The 18,745-nt window shown below is 47.6% G+C and carries 18 protein-coding genes; 14 read left to right on the forward strand and 4 right to left on the reverse strand.

Annotation, left to right across the window (positions count from 1 at the left end; genetic code table 11):
- Positions 1-79: 79 nt before the first annotated feature.
- The 13 genes from SB724_RS00285 to SB724_RS00345 all read left to right on the forward strand — a co-directional run bounded on the left by SB724_RS00285 (position 80) and on the right by SB724_RS00345 (position 14,209).
- Positions 80-475 carry a DUF5365 family protein gene (locus tag SB724_RS00285; protein WP_044801690.1) on the forward strand — a complete coding sequence of 132 codons (396 nt, stop codon included), beginning with the start codon at positions 80-82 and terminating at the stop codon, positions 473-475.
- 131 nt (positions 476-606) lie between these two features.
- Positions 607-1,029, forward strand: coding sequence for a CBS domain-containing protein (locus tag SB724_RS00290; protein WP_007610283.1), 423 nt, complete (start codon positions 607-609; stop codon positions 1,027-1,029).
- Between the two features lie 127 nt (positions 1,030-1,156).
- Positions 1,157-1,846 carry an HAD family hydrolase gene (locus tag SB724_RS00295; protein ID WP_003155347.1) on the forward strand — a complete coding sequence of 230 codons (690 nt, stop codon included), beginning with the start codon at positions 1,157-1,159 and terminating at the stop codon, positions 1,844-1,846.
- Positions 1,839-3,377: a bifunctional GNAT family N-acetyltransferase/carbon-nitrogen hydrolase family protein gene (locus SB724_RS00300; protein WP_007408451.1), complete on the forward strand. Its 1,539-nt coding sequence runs from the start codon at positions 1,839-1,841 to the stop codon at positions 3,375-3,377. Before SB724_RS00295 ends, SB724_RS00300 begins: the two co-directional genes overlap by 8 nt.
- 243 nt (positions 3,378-3,620) lie before the next feature.
- Entirely contained in the window at positions 3,621-4,973 is a 1,353-nt protein-coding gene (locus SB724_RS00305; protein ID WP_174738339.1) for an aspartate aminotransferase family protein, read from the forward strand.
- A 16-nt stretch (positions 4,974-4,989) separates the two neighbouring features.
- Positions 4,990-5,565 (forward strand): glycerol-3-phosphate responsive antiterminator, encoded by a 576-nt coding sequence (locus tag SB724_RS00310; RefSeq protein ID WP_007610287.1) that lies wholly within the window; start codon positions 4,990-4,992, stop codon positions 5,563-5,565.
- Positions 5,566-5,737: 172 nt separating this feature from the next.
- Entirely contained in the window at positions 5,738-6,565 is an 828-nt protein-coding gene (locus SB724_RS00315) for an MIP/aquaporin family protein (protein ID WP_032874243.1), read from the forward strand.
- A gap of 16 nt (positions 6,566-6,581) precedes the next feature.
- Positions 6,582-8,072 carry a glycerol kinase GlpK gene (gene glpK / locus SB724_RS00320; RefSeq protein ID WP_007610291.1) on the forward strand — a complete coding sequence of 497 codons (1,491 nt, stop codon included), beginning with the start codon at positions 6,582-6,584 and terminating at the stop codon, positions 8,070-8,072.
- Positions 8,073-8,210: 138 nt separating this feature from the next.
- Positions 8,211-9,878 carry a glycerol-3-phosphate dehydrogenase gene (glpD, locus tag SB724_RS00325; RefSeq protein ID WP_003155341.1) on the forward strand — a complete coding sequence of 556 codons (1,668 nt, stop codon included), beginning with the start codon at positions 8,211-8,213 and terminating at the stop codon, positions 9,876-9,878.
- Between the two features lie 139 nt (positions 9,879-10,017).
- Positions 10,018-11,760, forward strand: a complete 1,743-nt coding sequence (locus tag SB724_RS00330; protein WP_410569695.1) for a phospho-sugar mutase — start codon at positions 10,018-10,020, stop codon at positions 11,758-11,760.
- Between the two features lie 144 nt (positions 11,761-11,904).
- A complete protein-coding gene (locus tag SB724_RS00335; protein ID WP_410569697.1) occupies positions 11,905-13,041 on the forward strand; it encodes a GAF domain-containing sensor histidine kinase in 1,137 nt (378 codons plus the stop codon).
- Positions 13,041-13,688 carry a response regulator gene (locus SB724_RS00340; protein WP_044801687.1) on the forward strand — a complete coding sequence of 216 codons (648 nt, stop codon included), beginning with the start codon at positions 13,041-13,043 and terminating at the stop codon, positions 13,686-13,688. The genes SB724_RS00335 and SB724_RS00340 overlap by 1 nt, the downstream gene beginning before the upstream one ends.
- A complete protein-coding gene (locus SB724_RS00345) occupies positions 13,685-14,209 on the forward strand; it encodes an NADPH-dependent FMN reductase (RefSeq protein WP_410569699.1) in 525 nt (174 codons plus the stop codon). Before SB724_RS00340 ends, SB724_RS00345 begins: the two co-directional genes overlap by 4 nt.
- Before the next feature lie 13 nt (positions 14,210-14,222).
- Here the strand turns inward: SB724_RS00345 and SB724_RS00350 are convergent, their stop codons facing one another.
- Complete coding sequence (locus tag SB724_RS00350; RefSeq protein ID WP_021494909.1) at positions 14,223-14,465, reverse strand: YhdB family protein; 243 nt, start codon at positions 14,463-14,465, stop codon at positions 14,223-14,225.
- A gap of 191 nt (positions 14,466-14,656) precedes the next feature.
- Between SB724_RS00350 and SB724_RS00355 the strand changes: the two genes are divergently transcribed.
- Positions 14,657-14,980, forward strand: coding sequence for a DUF3889 domain-containing protein (locus SB724_RS00355; RefSeq protein WP_003155332.1), 324 nt, complete (start codon positions 14,657-14,659; stop codon positions 14,978-14,980).
- Positions 14,981-15,024: 44 nt separating this feature from the next.
- Here SB724_RS00355 and lytF read toward each other — a convergent pair whose 3' ends face one another.
- The 3 genes from lytF to SB724_RS00370 form a co-directional block, all read right to left on the reverse strand.
- Positions 15,025-16,479 (reverse strand): peptidoglycan endopeptidase LytF, encoded by a 1,455-nt coding sequence (gene lytF, locus SB724_RS00360; RefSeq protein WP_410569701.1) that lies wholly within the window; start codon positions 16,477-16,479, stop codon positions 15,025-15,027.
- A 180-nt stretch (positions 16,480-16,659) separates the two neighbouring features.
- On the reverse strand, positions 16,660-17,094 hold the full coding sequence (nsrR, locus tag SB724_RS00365) for a nitric oxide-sensing transcriptional repressor NsrR (protein WP_032874275.1): 435 nt from the start codon (positions 17,092-17,094) through the stop codon (positions 16,660-16,662).
- A 131-nt stretch (positions 17,095-17,225) separates the two neighbouring features.
- A complete protein-coding gene (locus SB724_RS00370) occupies positions 17,226-18,740 on the reverse strand; it encodes a mechanosensitive ion channel (RefSeq protein WP_373418789.1) in 1,515 nt (504 codons plus the stop codon).
- Between the last annotated feature and the right edge of the window lie 5 nt (positions 18,741-18,745).

Consider the following 18,745-nt stretch of genomic DNA (forward strand, 5'->3'; position numbering starts at 1 on the left):
GCTGTTTCAATAGGAAACACTTACCTTAGCTTTCGCGTTTTTTTCTATGCTATTCTTGATAAAGATTAAGGATATTCACATGGCAAGAAAGGTGATTGATGTGAGAATTGTGAACGCAGCGACTGACGGACAAGAAAGCGCGATACAAGAGCTTTCCTCTGAATTGTTTCAAAATGTCTTTCCTCTTTATTTCTCCGAACTGGAAATTCAGCGCTTTAAAAAAAGGGGCGTATTATCATTACAAAACCAACGTTACCAAGGAACTTTAAAAGAAGCGTTTCAAATAATGGCTTGTCTGCAAACGGTACATATCATGCTGTCAAAGCCGCACCCGGTATATGACGTCAAAGAGCGGGCGCTGTTTGATAAAAATTGCGCTTTGCTGAATGAATGCGGAATGAATTTTCCGTTTACCTATGATGATTTCGAGACAGGGGCCGGATCAGAAGTCTGCGGTCGCAGAAGGCTGATCTGACGGGTATAAAGAGCCTTTTGACAGGCTCTTTTTTTGCTTCCTTGACATGATACCACAATTTCTTTCCTCTAACTCCCTTTATATTGAGACAAATCCCCGAGCATAATAAATGTCGAAAGGGGTGCTTTACTATGAGTTCAATCAAACAATCAATGACTACCCACGTGGCTACCGTTTCTCCCAATCAAACGATCCAGGAAGCGGCTGCGCTGATGCACCAGCATAATGTCGGAGCAATTCCCGTCGTTGACGGAGGGGAATTAAAAGGAATGCTGACAGACCGTGATATCGCATTGAGAACAACGGCTCAAGGCCGCGACGGCCAAACACCTGTTTCACACGTGATGTCCTCTACAGTTGTATCCGGAAACCCGGAAATGAGTCTTGAAGAGGCGTCACATCTGATGGCCCAACACCAAATCCGCCGCCTTCCCATTGTCGATCAAAATCATCTGGTCGGGATCGTTGCGCTTGGAGACTTAGCGGTTGATCAGCGTTCAAATGAGTCTGCGGGAGCGGCTCTTTCCAATATTTCCAGTCAAAACACACAGTAACGGATGAAGAGAGCTTGCACTCATGCAGGCTCTTCTTTCCGTGAGAATGTTACATTTTGAACGCGAAAGAAATTCACGGTATAGTGTATACATAGGTCAGTACGTTTAGCTAAAGGAGCTGTAACCATTGATAAAAGCATTAATCTTTGATTTTGACGGGTTAATTTTAGATACAGAAACCCATGAATATGAAGTGCTGCAGGAAATGTTTGAAGAACACGGTTCAACATTGCCTTTATCCGTCTGGGGAAAGGTGATCGGAACGGCCGCGGGTTTTAAGCCGTTCGCATATTTAGAGGAGCAGCTGGGAAGAAAGCTCGATCATGATGAACTGACGGCGATCAGGCGCGGGCGCTTCGAACAGCGGATGAAGACAGAAACGGCGCGTCCCGGGGTGGAGGCTTATTTAGCCGCGGCAAAAGAATTAGGATTGAAGGTGGGGCTCGCTTCCAGCTCAGATTTTAAATGGGTGTCGGGCCATCTGAAGGAATTAGGCCTGTTTGATGAATTTGAAGTGATTCAGACGGCTGACGACGTAGAAGAAGTGAAGCCGAATCCGGAGCTCTATCTGAAAGCTGCGGAACATTTAGGCGTTGAACCATCTGAATGTCTGGCCTTTGAGGATTCGGTCAACGGCTCAATCGCAGCCAAACGGGCCGGCATGAAATGTGTCATCGTCCCGAATAAGGTAACAAGCGCCCTGTTGTTTGAAGAATACGATCACAGACTGGAATCGATGGCTGAAATGGAACTTGAATTACTCTTACAGCGATTGAACGATCAAAACGAACCGGCAGGGGGAAGCAGCATTGTCTGAGAAACTTGATCTGACCCGTTTTGAAAAGAAAATGGTCATACGGAATATGGAAGAGAAAGATATTAACAAAATTATTGAGCTGCAAAAGGATTGTTTCCCGGGGATGGAGCCGTGGGAGCCTGAGCATTTAATCAGCCATCTCGCGCACTTTCCGGAAGGTCAGTTTTGCGCGGAGTATGAAGGGGAAATTATCGGTTCATGCTCAAGCCTGATCATCAATTTCGATGAATATGATGACCGCCACACGTGGCAGGACATTACAGACGACGGTTATATCACGAATCACAACCCGGACGGATTGAATCTGTACGGGATTGAGGTAATGGTTCACCCGGAATACAGACGGATGAAAATCGGACACCGGCTGTATGAGGCGAGAAAAGACTTGGCGAGACGATTGAATCTGAAAAGCATCATTATCGGCGGGCGGATTCCGAATTATCATAAGTATGCGGAAGAAATGACGGCGAGAGCCTATGTCGAACAGGTGACGCGCCATCAGATTTATGATCCGGTGCTTTCTTTCCAGCTGATGAACGGATTTACGCTCATGCGGATCAATCCGAATTATCTCCCGGATGACACCGCGTCCATTAAATATGCGACATTAATGCAATGGAACAATGTCGATTACCTGCCGCAGTCGAAGCGCTATTACAAATCGGCATTTCCGGTGCGCATTTGCGTCATTCAATATGAAATGAAAAAGATTTACTCCTTCGAGGAATTTGCCAATCAGGTTGAATATTATGTCGATGTGGCTTCCGATGCGAGATCTGATTTCGCGGTATTTCCGGAGATTTTCACGACGCAGCTCATGTCATTTCTCGAGGAGCGTTCTCCGAGTCTGGCCATTCAGAGGATTACCGAATATACAGAGGACTATATCAGCCTCTTTACAGATCTCGCGGTGAAATATAATGTCAACATCATCGGCGGCTCTCACTTCGTTGAAGAAGAGGGGAAAATTTATAACATCGCCTACTTATTCAGACGTGACGGCACGATTGAAAAACAATATAAGCTTCACATTACGCCGAATGAGCGGAAATGGTGGGGCATCAGCGCCGGAGACAGGGTGCGCGTATTTGATACGGACTGCGGAAAGATCGCCATTCAGATCTGTTACGATATCGAATTTCCGGAGCTTGCGAGAATTGCCGCGGATCAAGGGGCGAAAATTATCTTTACGCCGTTCTGCACTGAAGACCGCCAAGGCTACTTGCGCGTAAGGTACTGCTCTCAGGCGAGAGCGGTTGAAAACCAAATTTACACCGTCATCTCAGGTACGGTCGGAAACCTTCCGCAAACAGAAAATATGGATATTCAATACGCGCAGTCAGCCATTTTTGCTCCGTCGGATTTTGAATTTGCCAGAGACGGAATCGTCGGTGAAACGAATCCGAATATCGAAATGGTCGTGATCGGGGACGTGGACCTTGAAATCTTAAGAAGGCAGCGTGAAAACGGAACCGTGCGCCAGCTGAAAGACCGGCGCAAAGATATTTACCGGATTACGCACCTGAAATAAAAAAACGCCCGCTCCGCTTAAGGGGCGGGTTTTTTTATAAAAACACTTGCACCGGCCCCGGTTTCGGGATATGCTCTTGTAGCCCTTTCGCTTTCTGGGAGAAAGCGTTTTTTTAATTGCCGCCGCTTTATTGACTCGCCCATGCCGCGCCTTTATATTCTTATTAAGAGGAAAACTTCACCAAGAGAATCGGCGTCAGAAGCCGGGCAGCTTTCGATACAGTGCAATGATATTGAAAGGGAGATGAGCGGTGTGGAACATGTACAAAAAAATCAGTCACTCAAACAAAAGGATAAAGAGCTGATTTGGCACGCGATGAAAGGGGCGGAGCCGGATGACAGCATAATCGTCCAAAAAGGGGAAGGCGCCTGGGTTACGGATATTGACGGCAGACGGTATTTGGACGGCATGTCAGGACTGTGGTGCGTCAATATCGGATACGGGAGAAAGGAGCTTGCCGATGCGGCTTACAGCCAATTGAAGGAGCTTCCTTATTATCCGCTGACCCAAAGCCATCAACCCGCGATTGAGCTTGCGGAAAAACTGAATGAATGGCTCGGCGGCGATTATGTGATCTTCTTTTCCAACAGCGGATCGGAAGCAAATGAAACCGCGTTCAAAATTGCCCGCCAATACCACATTGAAAACGGCGATCACAGCCGCTTCAAATTCATCTCCCGGTACAGAGGCTATCACGGCAATACGATGGGGGCGCTCGCCGCTACCGGCCAGGCGCAGAGAAAATATAAATATGAGCCGCTCTCACAAGGTTTTTTGCACGCGGCGCCGCCTGATCTTTATCGGAATCCCGGCGATGCCGTCACATTGGAAAGCGCGCATGAAATCGACCGGATCATGACGTGGGAATTAAGCGAAACGATTGCCGGCGTTATTATGGAGCCGATTATTACAGGCGGAGGGATACTGATGCCCCCGGACGGGTATATGGCAAAGGTAGAGGACATTTGCCGCCGCCACGGCGCGCTTCTGATCAGTGATGAAGTCATTTGCGGTTTCGGCCGCACGGGAGAGCCGTTCGGATTTCAGCATTACGGCGTTTCACCGGACATCGTCACAATGGCAAAAGGCATTACGAGCGCTTATCTGCCGCTGTCGGCAACGGCGGTAAAACGGGAGATTTTTGAGGCGTATTCGGGCGGTGAGCCGTACGGCCGCTTCCGGCACGTGAATACATTCGGAGGCAATCCGGCAGCCTGCGCCCTGGCTTTGAAAAACCTGCAATTGATGGAGGACGAAAATCTGATCGCCCGCTCCCGGGAGCTTGGAGAAAGGCTGCTCCGTGAGCTTGAGCCGCTCAGAGAACATCCGGCGGTCGGAGATGTACGAGGCAAGGGCCTTCTTACCGGCATTGAGCTCGTCAAGGACAAAATCACGAAGGAACCTGCTGATGCCGCCCTTGTGCAGCACGTCATCACCGCGTGCAGAGAAAAAGGCCTGCTTGTCGGGAAAAATGGTGATACTGTAGCGGGATATAATAATGTCATTCAGCTGTCTCCGCCTTTTTGCCTGTCGGACGAGGAGCTCTCTTTCATCATTTCGACCGTCAAGGAAAGCGTGCTGAGCATTGATTTTTAATGTAAAGGAGTAAAACATGAGTTTTCACAACCAGCAGATTCTACCGGCTATCCGGAACATGAAGCAATTCGATGCATTTTTAGAGAGTCCGTTCTTATACGGCGTCATTTTAGATATCCACCTTGGTCAATTAAAAGGTGTCGTGAATGAAGCAAAAAAACACGGAAAACTTCTGATGGTTCACGTCGATTTAATTCACGGCATTAAGCATGACGAATACGGTGCGGAGTTTATTTGTCAGGATATCCGGCCCGCGGGTATCATTTCGACGAGATCATCAGTCATCGTCAAAGCGAAACAAAAGAAAATATACGCGATCCAGCGGCTGTTTCTCTTGGATACGAGCGCCATGGAGAAAAGCATGGAATTCGTCGGAAAGCATAAACCTGACTTTATCGAGGTTCTCCCAGGCATTGTTCCGACTTTAATCAGAGAAATTAAAGAAATGACGGGGATTCCTATTTTTGCCGGCGGCTTCATCCGCACGGAGCAGGACGTTGAAAACGCCTTGCAGGCAGGAGCCACGGCCGTGACGACTTCAGACACCGAACTATGGGCTAAATATGAACATTCTATGACAAAAAAAGATTGACACCGCTTACACCCATTGTTACAATAGACCTAGGTTAATACTATGTGATGGAGATCCGGAGACCCACAACAGCTCTTTACGGAAGCAATAAAGCGTAAAGCGGTTTGTTGTGGGTTTTTTATTCTCTATAACTCTGTCAAACCTGCTATTTTGTCATTTAGGAGGAATGATGATGACAGCATTTTGGGGAGAAGTAATCGGTACAATGCTGCTTGTTATTTTCGGCGGCGGCGTTTGTGCGGGAGTCAATTTAAAGAAATCGCTTTCATACCAATCCGGATGGATTGTTATTGTATTCGGCTGGGGATTGGGAGTAGCCATGGCGGCATATGCCGTCGGCAGCATCAGCGGCGCCCACTTGAATCCGGCTTTAACGATAGGCCTTGCGCTTGAAGGCAGCTTTCCTTGGAAAGAGGTCCCTGTTTATATTGCGGGACAGATGATCGGAGCAATGATCGGTGCGGTTGTTGTGTTCCTTCATTATCTGCCGCATTGGAAGGCGACGGATGATCCGGCCGCCAAACTGGGCGTTTTCTCGACCGGTCCGAGTATTCCTCATACATTTGGGAATATGATAAGTGAAGTCATTGGTACGTTTGTGCTTGTGCTCGGCATTTTGGCAATCGGAGCGAATGAATTTACAAAAGGGCTGAACCCGCTGATTGTCGGATTCCTCATCGTTGCCATCGGGATTTCTCTTGGAGGGACGACCGGATATGCGATCAACCCTGCGCGGGATTTGGGGCCGAGAATCGCTCACGCCTTTTTGCCGATTCCGAAAAAAGGGCCGTCAAATTGGAAATATGCCTGGATTCCCGTAGTCGGTCCGATCATGGGCGGTGCGTTCGGCGGCGTATTTTACAATGCCGCGTTTAAAGGAAATGTGACACCTAGCTTTTGGTTTGTAAGCGTTATAATGGTTGTAGTACTTTTCATACTCTATATTTATACCAAGAAATCTCAATCACAGAAAACATTATCAAATTCTGAATATATTTAAAAAGGAGAGCGGCATCATGGAGACCTATATTTTATCAATTGACCAAGGCACAACAAGTTCAAGAGCGATTCTTTTTAATAAAGAAGGAAAAATCGTGCATTCCGCTCAAAAGGAATTCACACAGCATTTCCCTCAGCCGGGCTGGGTGGAGCACAATGCGAACGAAATCTGGGGATCGGTGCTCGCCGTTATCGCGACTGTGATCTCCGAGTCCGGAATCAGCGCTGATCAAATTGCCGGCATCGGCATCACGAACCAAAGGGAAACGACGGTCGTATGGGATAAAGATACCGGAAAGCCGGTATACAATGCGATTGTGTGGCAATCGAGACAAACATCCGGCATTTGCGAAGAGCTTCGTGAAAAAGGATATAATGATACATTCAGAGAAAAAACGGGACTTTTGATCGACCCTTATTTCTCAGGAACGAAAGTCAAATGGATTCTTGACAATGTAGAAGGCGCGCGGGAAAAAGCGGAAAACGGAAATCTTCTGTTCGGAACGATTGATTCATGGCTCATCTGGAAAATGTCCGGAGGGGCGGCGCACGTAACGGATTATTCCAACGCTTCAAGAACGCTGATGTTTAATATACATGAATTAAAATGGGATGACGAGCTGCTTGATATTTTAGGCGTGCCGAAATCAATGCTGCCGGAAGTGAAACCGTCTTCTCATGTGTACGCGAAAACGGTTGATTATCATTTCTTCGGTAAAAACATTCCGATTGCGGGAGCGGCCGGAGACCAGCAGTCTGCGCTGTTCGGCCAGGCGTGCTTTGAAGAAGGCATGGGGAAAAACACATACGGCACAGGCTGCTTTATGCTGATGAATACCGGAGAAAAAGCCATCACTTCTGATCACGGCCTTCTGACGACAATCGCCTGGGGATTAGACGGAAAAGTCGAGTATGCACTGGAAGGAAGCATCTTTGTCGCAGGTTCTGCCATCCAATGGCTGAGAGACGGCATGCGGATGTTCCAAGATTCGAAAGAAAGCGAGACATACGCAGAGCGTGTGGATTCCGCTGATGGTGTTTATGTCGTGCCCGCTTTCGTCGGATTAGGCACACCGTACTGGGACAGTGACGTGCGCGGCTCAGTTTTCGGCCTGACACGCGGAACGACGAAGGAGCATTTCATCCGGGCTACGCTTGAATCTCTCGCTTATCAGGCGAAAGATGTGCTTGATGCCATGGAGGCTGATTCAGGCATCTCTTTAAAAACATTGCGTGTAGACGGCGGAGCGGTAAAAAATAACTTCCTTATGCAGTTCCAGAGCGACTTGCTTGATGTGCCGGTCGAACGTCCGGAAATTAATGAAACGACGGCGCTCGGTGCTGCGTATTTGGCCGGAATCGCTGTCGGCTACTGGAAGGACAGCACTGAAATCGCTGATCAATGGAACCTTGATAAGCAATTCAAACCGGAAATGGAAGATGAAAAACGCGATGAATTGTACGGCGGATGGAAAAAAGCAGTAAATGCAGCTATGGCTTTTAAATAAGATAAAAATGTGGTATACTGAAAACAAGTTAATAGGAACGGTCCTGAGATGAGGAGAGACCACAGCACCAAAGTGATGACATGCGCTTTGGCTGTTGTGGTCTCTTTTTCTATACCGTGACAACAAGGAGGAAACGTAATGATGAATCACCAATTTTCAAGTTTGGAACGGGATCATATGCTGGAAGACATGACTAAAAAAACATACGATCTGTTTATTATAGGCGGAGGTATTACGGGTGCCGGTACGGCGCTTGACGCTGCTTCAAGGGGAATGAAAGTCGCTTTGAGCGAAATGCAGGATTTCGCGGCCGGCACATCAAGCCGATCCACAAAGCTTGTCCACGGCGGTTTGCGTTATCTGAAGCAATTTGAAGTCAAAATGGTTGCAGAAGTCGGTAAGGAACGTGCCATCGTGTACGAAAACGGCCCGCACGTCACGACGCCGGAATGGATGCTGCTGCCGTTTCATAAAGGCGGCACGTTCGGTTCATTCTCTACTTCCATCGGTCTGCGTGTGTATGACTATTTAGCGGGAGTAAAAAAATCAGAGCGCAGAAGCATGCTGTCTGCTAAAGAAACACTGCAAAAAGAGCCGCTCGTCAAAAAAGACGGCTTAAAAGGCGGAGGCTATTATGTAGAGTACCGGACGGACGATGCGAGACTGACGATTGAAGTCATGAAAGAAGCCGTTAAATTCGGTGCGGAGCCTGTCAACTATTCTAAAGTGAAAGAACTGCTTTATGAAAAAGGAAAAGTTGTCGGCGTTTTAATTGAGGATCTGCTGTCAGGCAAGGAATACAAAGTTTACGCCAAAAAAATCGTCAATGCGACAGGTCCGTGGGTCGACGAGCTGAGAGAAAAAGACCACAGCAAAAGCGGAAAACATCTTCAGCACACAAAAGGGGTCCATCTCGTATTCGACCAATCCGTATTCCCGCTTAAACAGGCGGTGTACTTTGATACGCCGGACGGCCGGATGGTGTTCGCCATTCCGCGTGAAGGAAAAACATACGTGGGTACGACCGATACGGTTTACAAACAAAAACTTGAGCACCCGCGCATGACGGTGCAGGATCGCGATTATGTCGTCAGCTCCATCAATTATATGTTCCCGGAACTGAACATTACGGCGGACGATATTGAATCAAGCTGGGCCGGCCTCAGACCGCTTATTCACGAAGAAGGGAAAGACCCGTCTGAGATCTCCCGTAAAGATGAAATCTGGACATCTCAATCAGGCCTGATTACGATCGCCGGAGGAAAACTGACGGGCTACCGTAAAATGGCTGAGCACATTGTCGATCTTGTCCGCGACCGCTTGAAAGAAGAGGGCGGCCAGGACTTCGGCGGCTGCAAAACGAAGACGATGCCGATATCCGGCGGGCATGTCGGCGGCTCTAAAAACTTCGAGTCATTTGTGGAAGCAAAGACAAAAGACGGCTTGAAAATCGGTTTATCACAGGAAACGGCTAAGCAGTTAGCCATCAGATACGGCTCTAACGTTGAAAATGTATTCAGCCGGATTGAGGGTCTGAAAGACGAAGCGGAAAAACGCCAGATTCCGGTTCACATTTTGGCTGAAGCAGCTTACAGCATCGAAGAAGAAATGGCTGCGACACCTGCCGATTTCTTCGTCCGCAGAACGGGAAGACTGTTCTTCGACATCAAATGGGTGCAAACGTATAAAACGGCCGTGATTGATTACATGAGCGACCGATTCCAATGGAATGACGAAACGAAAGAAAAACACACTGAGTGGTTAAATACGCTGCTGCACGACGCGGTTGTTCCGCTCGAACAATAATTACCGGAGGGCTGTGCCGAAAAGGCATGAGCCCTTCTTTTATCTTCTTACATAAAGCATTTGGTTAAGTTATCAAGTGACACGGGCAGCCGCTTCATATTAAAATATGGTCATAAGCTGAAATTATAGGAGGACGAACATGAGTTGGAGTAAGAGTTACGAACGCTGGAATCAGGCCGAACAATTAGATTCAGAATTGAAAAAATTATTGGCGGACGCAGAAGGAAACGAGCAGCTGCTGGAAGATTTTTTCTACAAAAATCTTGAGTTCGGAACAGGAGGCATGAGAGGAGAAATCGGGCCGGGTACGAACAGGATGAATATTTACACGGTCCGCAAAGCATCCGCCGGACTTGCGGCGTATATCGCGAAACAGGGGGAAGACGCGAAAAAAAGAGGGGTTGCGATCGCATACGACTCCCGTCATAAATCTCCTGAGTTTGCGATGGAAGCTGCAAAAACTCTTGCTTCCCAAGGCATTCAAACATACGTATTTGATGAGCTCCGCCCGACGCCTGAGCTGTCTTTTGCGGTGAGAAAGCTGAACGCTTATGCCGGTATCGTCGTGACGGCCAGCCATAACCCGCCTGAATATAACGGATATAAAGTGTATGGCGATGACGGCGCACAGCTGCCGCCGAAAGAAGCGGACATCGTCATTGCGGAAGTGAATGCCATAGAAAATGAATTAACGATTCAAGTTGAAGATGAACAGTCGCTGAAAGAAAAAGGTTTGATTAAAATAATCGGTGAAGAAATTGATAAACCGTATACTGAAGAACTGACTTCCATCTCCGTACATCCCGAGCTTTCGGATGAAGTGGATGTCAGCGTCGTGTTCACTCCGCTGCACGGCACGGCAAATAAACCGGTACGCCGCGGTCTTGAAGCACTCGGTTACAAAAACGTCACCGTCGTAAAGGAACAAGAGCTGCCGGACCCGGATTTTTCAACCGTCAAATCGCCGAATCCGGAAGAGCACGCGGCATTCGAATATGCCATTAAGCTCGGAGAAGAACAAAACGCTGATATTCTCGTCGCTACGGACCCGGATGCCGACCGTCTCGGCATTGCTGTAAAAAACAGCGAAGGCAAGTACACAGTGCTGACGGGAAACCAGACAGGCGCGCTTTTATTGCATTACCTGCTTTCCGAGAAGAAAAAACAGGGCACCCTTCCTGAAAACGGTGTCGTCATGAAAACGATTGTCACGAGCGAATTGGGCCGCGCCGTTGCTTCATCGTTCGGATTAGATACGGTTGACACGCTGACAGGCTTCAAATTTATCGGTGAAAAGATCAAAGAATATGAAAAATCAGGCCAATACACGTTCCAGTTCGGGTATGAAGAAAGCTACGGCTACTTAATCGGCGATTTCGCGCGTGACAAAGACGCGATCCAGGCTGCGCTGTTAGCCGTCGAGGTATGCGCCTTTTATAAAAAGCAGGGCATGTCGCTTTATGACGCGCTGCTGTCCATTTTTAAAGAATACGGATATTACCGTGAAGGCTTGAAGTCATTGACGTTAAAAGGAAAGCAGGGAGCCGAGCAGATTTCCGCTATCCTGACTTCATTCCGAAACGATCCGCCGAAGCAGATGGCCGGAAAAAAAATCACGCAGGCTGAAGACTATTCAACGGGAAAACGGACTGTATTTGCCGATCATCATGAAGAGGATATTGATCTGCCGAAGTCAAATGTCCTGAAATATTTCCTTGAAGACGGCTCTTGGTTCTGTCTTCGTCCATCGGGAACGGAGCCGAAAGTGAAGTTCTATTTCGCCGTGAAGGGAACTTCTTTACAAGACAGCGAACAGCGTCTTGCCTCATTATCTGAAGCCGTCATGAAAACAGTGGATGGCATAGTGGAAAAAACGAAATAACAACAAACCGCCGGAAGCGACATCCGGCGGTTTTTTTATACGTCTCATCCGAAAGTATGAGGAAAATTCATGCTGAAAACAAAGGAATATACAGAAAAGAATTGATATAATATGGATAATTCTGATTGGCCGGAGTGAGGGAAATTGACGAAAACGACGGTAGAAACGTTAAAAACGTTAAAAGCGATTGCGGAAACTTTAAACCAAAGCCACGATTTAAAGGAAGCGCTTGATAAAGTGCTCCGCGAACTGCTCAGCCTGACCGGGCTGCAGACAGGGTGGATTTTTCTGATTAAGCCGGACGGATCTTATACGCTCGCCGCATCCGCTTATTTACCGCCGGCTCTCGGTCAGCGGGAAAATGCACTCATGTGCAGCGGGGAATGCTATTGTCTGACCAAATTCAGCAATGGGGGTTTGACAAAGGCCGTAAACATAATGAATTGTAAACGGATTGAATTTGCGGAACAGACGACGAACTGCCGCGATACGGAGGGCATTACCCATCATGCGACCGTACCGCTTGAGGACGGCGGCCGGAAGTTCGGTTTATTAAACGTCGCCGCAAGTGAAAAGACATTTTTTAACGAAGAAGAACTGCATCTTCTTGAAGCGGTTGCATTTCAAATCGGAACGGCGATTCAGCGGATGAAATTGGCCGAATTTGAGCAGCAGAACGCCCTGTTGGTGGAACGAAGCAGACTTGCGCAAGAGCTGCATGATTCCGTCAATCAGATGCTGTTTTCTGTCAGCTTAACGGCAAAAGCCGCAAAGAGCTTTACAGATGATGATCGGCTCCGTCAGATGATTACGTTTATTCAAGAGCTGTCTCAGGATGCGCTAACAGAAATGAGGGCGCTCATTTGGCAGCTGAAGCCGGAAAGTTTGACGAAAGGGCTGTATGCGTCGATCAAAAGCTATGCCGCTCTTATCGGCCTGGAAGCCGTTTGTGAAATGGAGGATGAGCTGGAGCTTACGGATGAACAGGAACACGCGCTTTGGCGGATCGCCCAGGAAGCCTTGAATAACTGTAAAAAGCATGCGGGAACGGACCGGGTTATCATTTCCGCCGTTAAAAAGCCGGATTGCGCTGAGCTTCACATTAGCGACCGTGGAGCGGGCTTCAGCGCTGATGCGCATGCTGTGCTCCCATCGCTCGGCGTGGCCGGCATGAAAGCGCGCGCCGAAGCGATCGGAGGCCGCTTTACATTGCAATCCGAGCTTGGCGCCGGAACGATTGTCTCCGTTCGGCTTCCGTTTCGGGACAGGAGGTCTGATTGATGAAAATTGTGATTGCTGATGATCATCACGTTGTCCGCAAAGGACTGCGCTATTTCTTCGCCACTCAGGAAGACATTGAAGTTGTCGGTGAGGCGTCCACCGGTGCTGAAGCGCTTCAGCAAGCTGAAAAGACGGAGCCGGACATCATTCTGATGGATTTATCAATGCCTGATATGGACGGCATAGAAGCGGCAAAAATTACGGCTGAACGATTTCCGGACATCAGTATCGTCGTTTTGACGAGCTATTCTGATCAGGAGCATGTCATTCCCGCCCTTAAAGCCGGCGCAAAAGCGTATCAGCTGAAAGACGCCCAGCCCGATGATTTAGTGAAAACGCTCCGGGAAGTATATTCCGGACGTTACCGGCTGTCGGCGGATATTGTGCCTCATGTGCTGACCCATATGGTTCAGGATGATCAGGATAAGGAAAAATATTATCACCTGACCCCTCGTGAAAAAGATGTTCTTCAAGAAATAGCCAAAGGAAAAAGCAATAAGGAAATTGCGGCGGCCCTGTTTATTTCAGAAAAAACAGTGAAGACCCACGTGTCCAACCTGCTGTCAAAGCTGAATCTTTCCGATCGGACGCAGGCGGCATTGTATGCGGTAAAATATAATGTTTTTGGAAAGGCGGTAAAATCATGAGCATATTAGTGATCAGCGGAACACCGAGAAAAAACGGGCGGACTAGAATTACCGCTTCTTATATCAGAGACCGGTTTCATACCGATTATGTTGATTTGAGCGAAAGTGATCTGCCGCTTTATAACGGTGAAGAAGAACAGAACGAGCTGCCTTCAGTGCAAGAGTTAAGGCGGCAGGTGAAAAAGTCGGCGGCCGTCGTCTTATTATCTCCCGAGTATCACAGCGGCATGAGCGGCGCTTTAAAAAACGCCATCGATTTTTTAAGCAGCGATCACTGGGCATACAAACCGGTGGCAATCATTGCCGCGGCGGGCGGAGGAAAAGGAGGCATGAACGCGCTGGCGAATATGCGGACGGTCATGCGGGGCGTTTATGCAAATGTCATCCCGAAACAGCTGGTCTTAGACCCGATTCACATTGACATGGAGCGCCGGACCGTATCTGAGGATATGGCGGTCAGCCTGAAAGAGATGATCGAAGAGCTGAATATGTTCACAAACACAAGAAATCCCGGCGTCTGACGCCGGGATTGTTTTATGTCAGCATGGCTAATTGATCTTCATAAGCGAGCTCTGCCGCATGATCAATATACCCGAGAAGAGAATACAGCTCTTTTTCAAGCACCGCATGATCATATTCGAAATGATACGCGTGCAGAAAGTGCTCAATACGCTTTGATAATAAATCATCTTTTGTACGAACCATCAATATTAACAAATTGTCCCATTGAGATCGGTGTGTGTAATACAAGGCTTTGTCATAATCGGCATGATCCATCTAACGCTTCTCCTTTCAATGAGAAGTTCTCCGTTAGTTTATGCCGCTGAAGCCCGGATGCAACGGGGGAAAAGTTGGTGTCCTTATCAATGCGGCATAGCAATATGAGGGAGACATAAAATAAAACCGCATATCCGTCTCTTCTTTGGACACGCTAAGATTGACAAAAAACGACTCAGGAGAACATAAAGATGAAATCCCTTCCATTTGCGCTTGCCCTCTTGTTTTGCGGCATTCTCATTGCCTCGATCGCTGAAAAAGGGCATACAGAACACCTTGATCCATCAGTTGAAAAATGGGAGCAGCTCGCATGGAACCAGCTTGAACGTGAATACAAGGGGGCCGAGCTTACTGATTATTCGTACATGGGCCGTACAAAAGTGAACCGGGAACAGACGAAAGATGTGTTTCGCGTAACGGTGCAAACAGCAAAAGAAACGTTTTCATCCCGTGCTGAAGTGTATTTCCATCCCGTGACAAAACATGTGATCAGCATTAATATTTTCAGACTGTAAAAAAAGCTGCACAGCCTAATTGAGGCCGTACAGCTTGTCAGATATCAGAAGAAACGTTTTGCGCCGAGGTAGCGCTGTTTCCAATAGGAATTGTTCATGCTGGAAATAACGACACCCGAATCGTTGGCATTAATAAACTGGCCGTTCCCGAGATAAATACCGACGTGGGAAGGTCCGGCTTTATAAGTTGAGAAAAAGACAAAGTCACCGACCGCCGGCTGGCTGACTGATGTCATCGTATTCCAGTAGCCTGCGGCTGAAAGTCTGGATACAGAAGTGACCTTATTGAGAACGTAATAAATGAAACCGCTGCAGTCAAAGCCTCTCGGCGTTGTCCCGCCCCATACATACGGTACGCCCAGTTGAGCTTTTGCGGCATCGATCATTACATTAATCTTCGCGCTTGTTGAACCTGTGCCGCCTGTGTTGCCGGACTGATTCGGTGTCGTGTTTGTCTGCTGCCCGGTAATCGTCAGCTTTTGTCCGATTTGAAGAACATCTGTTTTCAGATTGTTTTTCTCGCGGATCTGCTGGGCGGTCACATTGAACTTTTGGGCGATCACCCATAAAGAATCCCCGCTTTTTACGGTATATGTAGTGGTTTTCCCTGTATCTCCGGACTGGTTCGGAGTTGACGGTGAAGACGAAGAGCCGGAAGATGACGTTTTTGTCAGCTTAAGCACTTGTCCGACCCGAAGCATGTCTGAAGTCAGTTTGTTGATGCTTCTGATTTGCTGAACCGTCATGTTGTATGCGTTTGCGATTTTCCAGAGTGAGTCTCCGCTTTTTACTGTATAGGAGGACGTTTGCGTCTGGTTTTTATTTTGGTTTGAATTGTCTTTTGACGGCGTGTTTCCCGAAGAAGACGTTCCTTTTGTTTTCAGGACTTGGTTTACGTAGATCGTATCCGTTTTTAAATTGTTTAATACTTTGAGTTCCGCAATGGTCATATTGACGCTGTTTGCGATCTTCCATAGTGAATCGCCGAGTTTGACTTTATACGTCCCGGAAGATGATGACTGCTTTTTGCTGCTGTTTGAGCTGCTGCCCGGTGTGGTTTTTTTCTGATCGGTGCTTGAGGAAACTTTCCCCGTCACTTGCAGCTTCTGTCCGGCGCGGATTAAGTCGCTTGTCAGACCGTTCAATTTTTTCAGTTCCTGTACGGACATTTTAAAATCAGATGCGATCAGCCACAGCGAGTCGCCGCTTTTCACTGTATAGACGCTTTTAGTCGTGCCGCTGTTCTTTGAAGACGGCTTTTTGCTGCCGGAATCTGATTTGCCGTTAGGAATGTTGAGCGTCTGCCCGATAGAAATAACGGTGGATTTTAGATGATTGGCTGATGTAATGGCATCCACGCTTGTATTGTAGTTTTGGGCAAGCTTCCATAATGAATCTCCGCTTTTAACCTTAATCGTTTGTGCTTCTGCCGGTGTTACAGCTAACGCAGACCCGACGATCGCAGATGCAGTCAAACCGACCGCTACCTTTTTTTTCATAATGAATCTCCCTTTTCCTGCGATGATTTTACTATCCCCATTCGTTGCAGCCGCAAGGTGAGGATATCAGTAATGATAATCTTTATATCGGCACTTGTCTGCAATCGTTTATCATATTAATAGAAATAGTCCTTTTTTCTTACGCCGGCATAAAAAAAAAGAAGGAATGCGGACATTCCTTCAGCTTCTGAGCAGTCTCATAATCTCCTCTTTGTTTTTGACCAGATCCCTTAACGTATATTTGTCTAAAACGGCCAGGTAAGCTTGCAGGGCTTCATTCAGAAGGTTCTTTAAGTTGCAGGCGGGAGATATGATACAGAGATTTTTTTTGGAGTCAAAGCATTCTACGATGTTAAAGTCGTCTTCTGTATTTCGAACGACTTCTCCAATGTTTATGTCTTCCGGTGTCATTCCTAATCGGATTCCGCCTCCCCGGCCCCGGATCGTTTCGACATACCCGAGCTGGCCGAGGCGGTAAATGACTTTCATGAGGTGGTTTTTAGAGATGGAATAAGTATCTGCGATTTCTTTTATGTTGGAAAGTTCGTCGGAATGTTTGGAAGCCAAAAAAATCAAAACGCGTAAAGAATAATCGGTATAGTTCGTTAATTTCATAGAATGACCTCGGAAAAAGAGATTTTGCTTCTGTTACAGTCTATCATATATGAATCTAAAATGAAAAAAAAGGAATTTGCCCCTTTAACTCAAAAAAAAACGTGCGCTCCTTCTGAGCACACGTTTTTTTGTTAAGACATCGGCGGCTTACGATCGTCAGCCGATTGATGTTTTTCAATTTTGCGATCCAATTTTGCGAGATAACGGGAGGCAAATTCTTTTCCGCCAAGACCGAATGAAAGTCCGAAGGCAAGCGCGAAACCGCCCAGAATCAGAATAAACGCGGCATTTACGATCGTGTCGGCGACACCGAGCTGATCCAGCGCCATAAAGATTGAGAGAGTGATAATGGTATATTTCGCAAGCGGCGCCAGGAATCTGAATTCCTTTCCGCTCAGCATGCCGGCAAGCAGCCTGCTGACGAGCTGTCCGGCCAAAAGCCCGATTCCGAGAATAAATACAGCGGCCAGAACATTAGGCAGGTAAGCGATAATACCTGTTGCGATAACGACGAGAAATTCGAGATGAACAAGCTGCAGCGCCTCTGCCGTAAAGAGCAGGACGATGATGATCTGAACAATCATGCCGACCGTCTGAGAAAGCGTCAGCTTCGGGGTACCCGCCTGTTCAAAGCCCATTTTACCGAGAAGAGAGTCGAAACCGGCCCGGTGCAAGAGCCCGGATACAATGCTGTTGACCCATTTTCCGATCCAGATGCCGGCGATGATCAGCACGATACCGATGATGATATTAGGGAGCATTGTGAAGACCGTGTGCAGCATGGCTGACGCCGGTTCAGAAATACCCGCCACATCAAGCCGGTCAAGCGCAGAAATGATCACCGGAATGAAAATCAGCACGTAGACAATCGTTCCGATGATTGCCGACAGGCTTGTATCCTTCAGATAAATAGAAAGCCCCATACGTGCGGCGAGCCTTTCCGTGCCGATACTCGCCAGAAAGTTTGTGACGATATCACGGACGAGACGGGCAACAAGCCAGCCGATTAAAACAATCAGCGCCGCGGCGAATACTTTCGGTATAAAGGACAAAACGCTTTGGATCATATTTGTAAACGGCCCTGATACTCCTTTGATTTGGAGAGCGGCCAAGACGCCGGGCAGGAACAAGAGCAAGACGAAGTAGAAAACGATTCGTGAAGCGGCCGTAACGGATCTGCTCATCTCCGCTTCTTCAGACACCATTGTCCATTTTCTGAACCGGCCGTTTTCAGCGAGTTTCATGCCCGCTTTTTTGACGAGATAGCTGAAAAGCGAAGCGGCCGCCCAGCCCAACAGCAGAATCAAGCCGGCTTTTAAAATGCTCGGCACAGCCGCCGTTATCGCTGACAGCATGCTGACAAAAGGCGAAGCCACGGTTGTCAGATGCAGAATGTTAAAGAATAGAATAAAAACGATGATTAATGCGATAAAATAAATGACTTTACTGATGACTTTTTCTGAGGAATAGCGCGCCGGCTTTTTTTCGGCGAACAGTCTGTCGTCAATTTTTGTTTTTTGCAAACCTTTGTATACGGCTTTTTCAATGATTTTGGCAATGCCCCAGCCGATAAGCAGGACGAGCAGTGCAATGACCAGATTCGGGAGTTTGCTGAGATACGTCGTAAGCATGTCTGCTGTATTCAAGTAGA

Source organism: Bacillus sp. SIMBA_031, assembly GCF_046535225.1.
GTDB lineage: Bacteria > Bacillota > Bacilli > Bacillales > Bacillaceae > Bacillus > Bacillus velezensis.

What these genes read in the sequence shown, in the direction of transcription:
- SB724_RS00285 (WP_044801690.1), top strand. Translation starts at nt 80, where the DNA reads ATGGCAAGAAAGGTGATTGATGTGAGAATTGTGAACGCAGCGACTGAC.
- SB724_RS00290 (WP_007610283.1), top strand. Translation starts at nt 607, where the DNA reads ATGAGTTCAATCAAACAATCAATGACTACCCACGTGGCTACCGTTTCT.
- SB724_RS00305 (WP_174738339.1), top strand. Translation starts at nt 3,621, where the DNA reads ATGAGCGGTGTGGAACATGTACAAAAAAATCAGTCACTCAAACAAAAG.
- SB724_RS00310 (WP_007610287.1), top strand. Translation starts at nt 4,990, where the DNA reads ATGAGTTTTCACAACCAGCAGATTCTACCGGCTATCCGGAACATGAAG.
- SB724_RS00315 (WP_032874243.1), top strand. Translation starts at nt 5,738, where the DNA reads ATGACAGCATTTTGGGGAGAAGTAATCGGTACAATGCTGCTTGTTATT.
- glpK (WP_007610291.1), top strand. Translation starts at nt 6,582, where the DNA reads ATGGAGACCTATATTTTATCAATTGACCAAGGCACAACAAGTTCAAGA.
- glpD (WP_003155341.1), top strand. Translation starts at nt 8,211, where the DNA reads ATGATGAATCACCAATTTTCAAGTTTGGAACGGGATCATATGCTGGAA.
- SB724_RS00330 (WP_410569695.1), top strand. Translation starts at nt 10,018, where the DNA reads ATGAGTTGGAGTAAGAGTTACGAACGCTGGAATCAGGCCGAACAATTA.
- SB724_RS00340 (WP_044801687.1), top strand. Translation starts at nt 13,041, where the DNA reads ATGAAAATTGTGATTGCTGATGATCATCACGTTGTCCGCAAAGGACTG.
- SB724_RS00345 (WP_410569699.1), top strand. Translation starts at nt 13,685, where the DNA reads ATGAGCATATTAGTGATCAGCGGAACACCGAGAAAAAACGGGCGGACT.
- SB724_RS00350 (WP_021494909.1), bottom strand. Translation starts at nt 14,465, where the DNA reads ATGGATCATGCCGATTATGACAAAGCCTTGTATTACACACACCGATCT.
- SB724_RS00355 (WP_003155332.1), top strand. Translation starts at nt 14,657, where the DNA reads ATGAAATCCCTTCCATTTGCGCTTGCCCTCTTGTTTTGCGGCATTCTC.
- lytF (WP_410569701.1), bottom strand. Translation starts at nt 16,479, where the DNA reads ATGAAAAAAAAGGTAGCGGTCGGTTTGACTGCATCTGCGATCGTCGGG.
- nsrR (WP_032874275.1), bottom strand. Translation starts at nt 17,094, where the DNA reads ATGAAATTAACGAACTATACCGATTATTCTTTACGCGTTTTGATTTTT.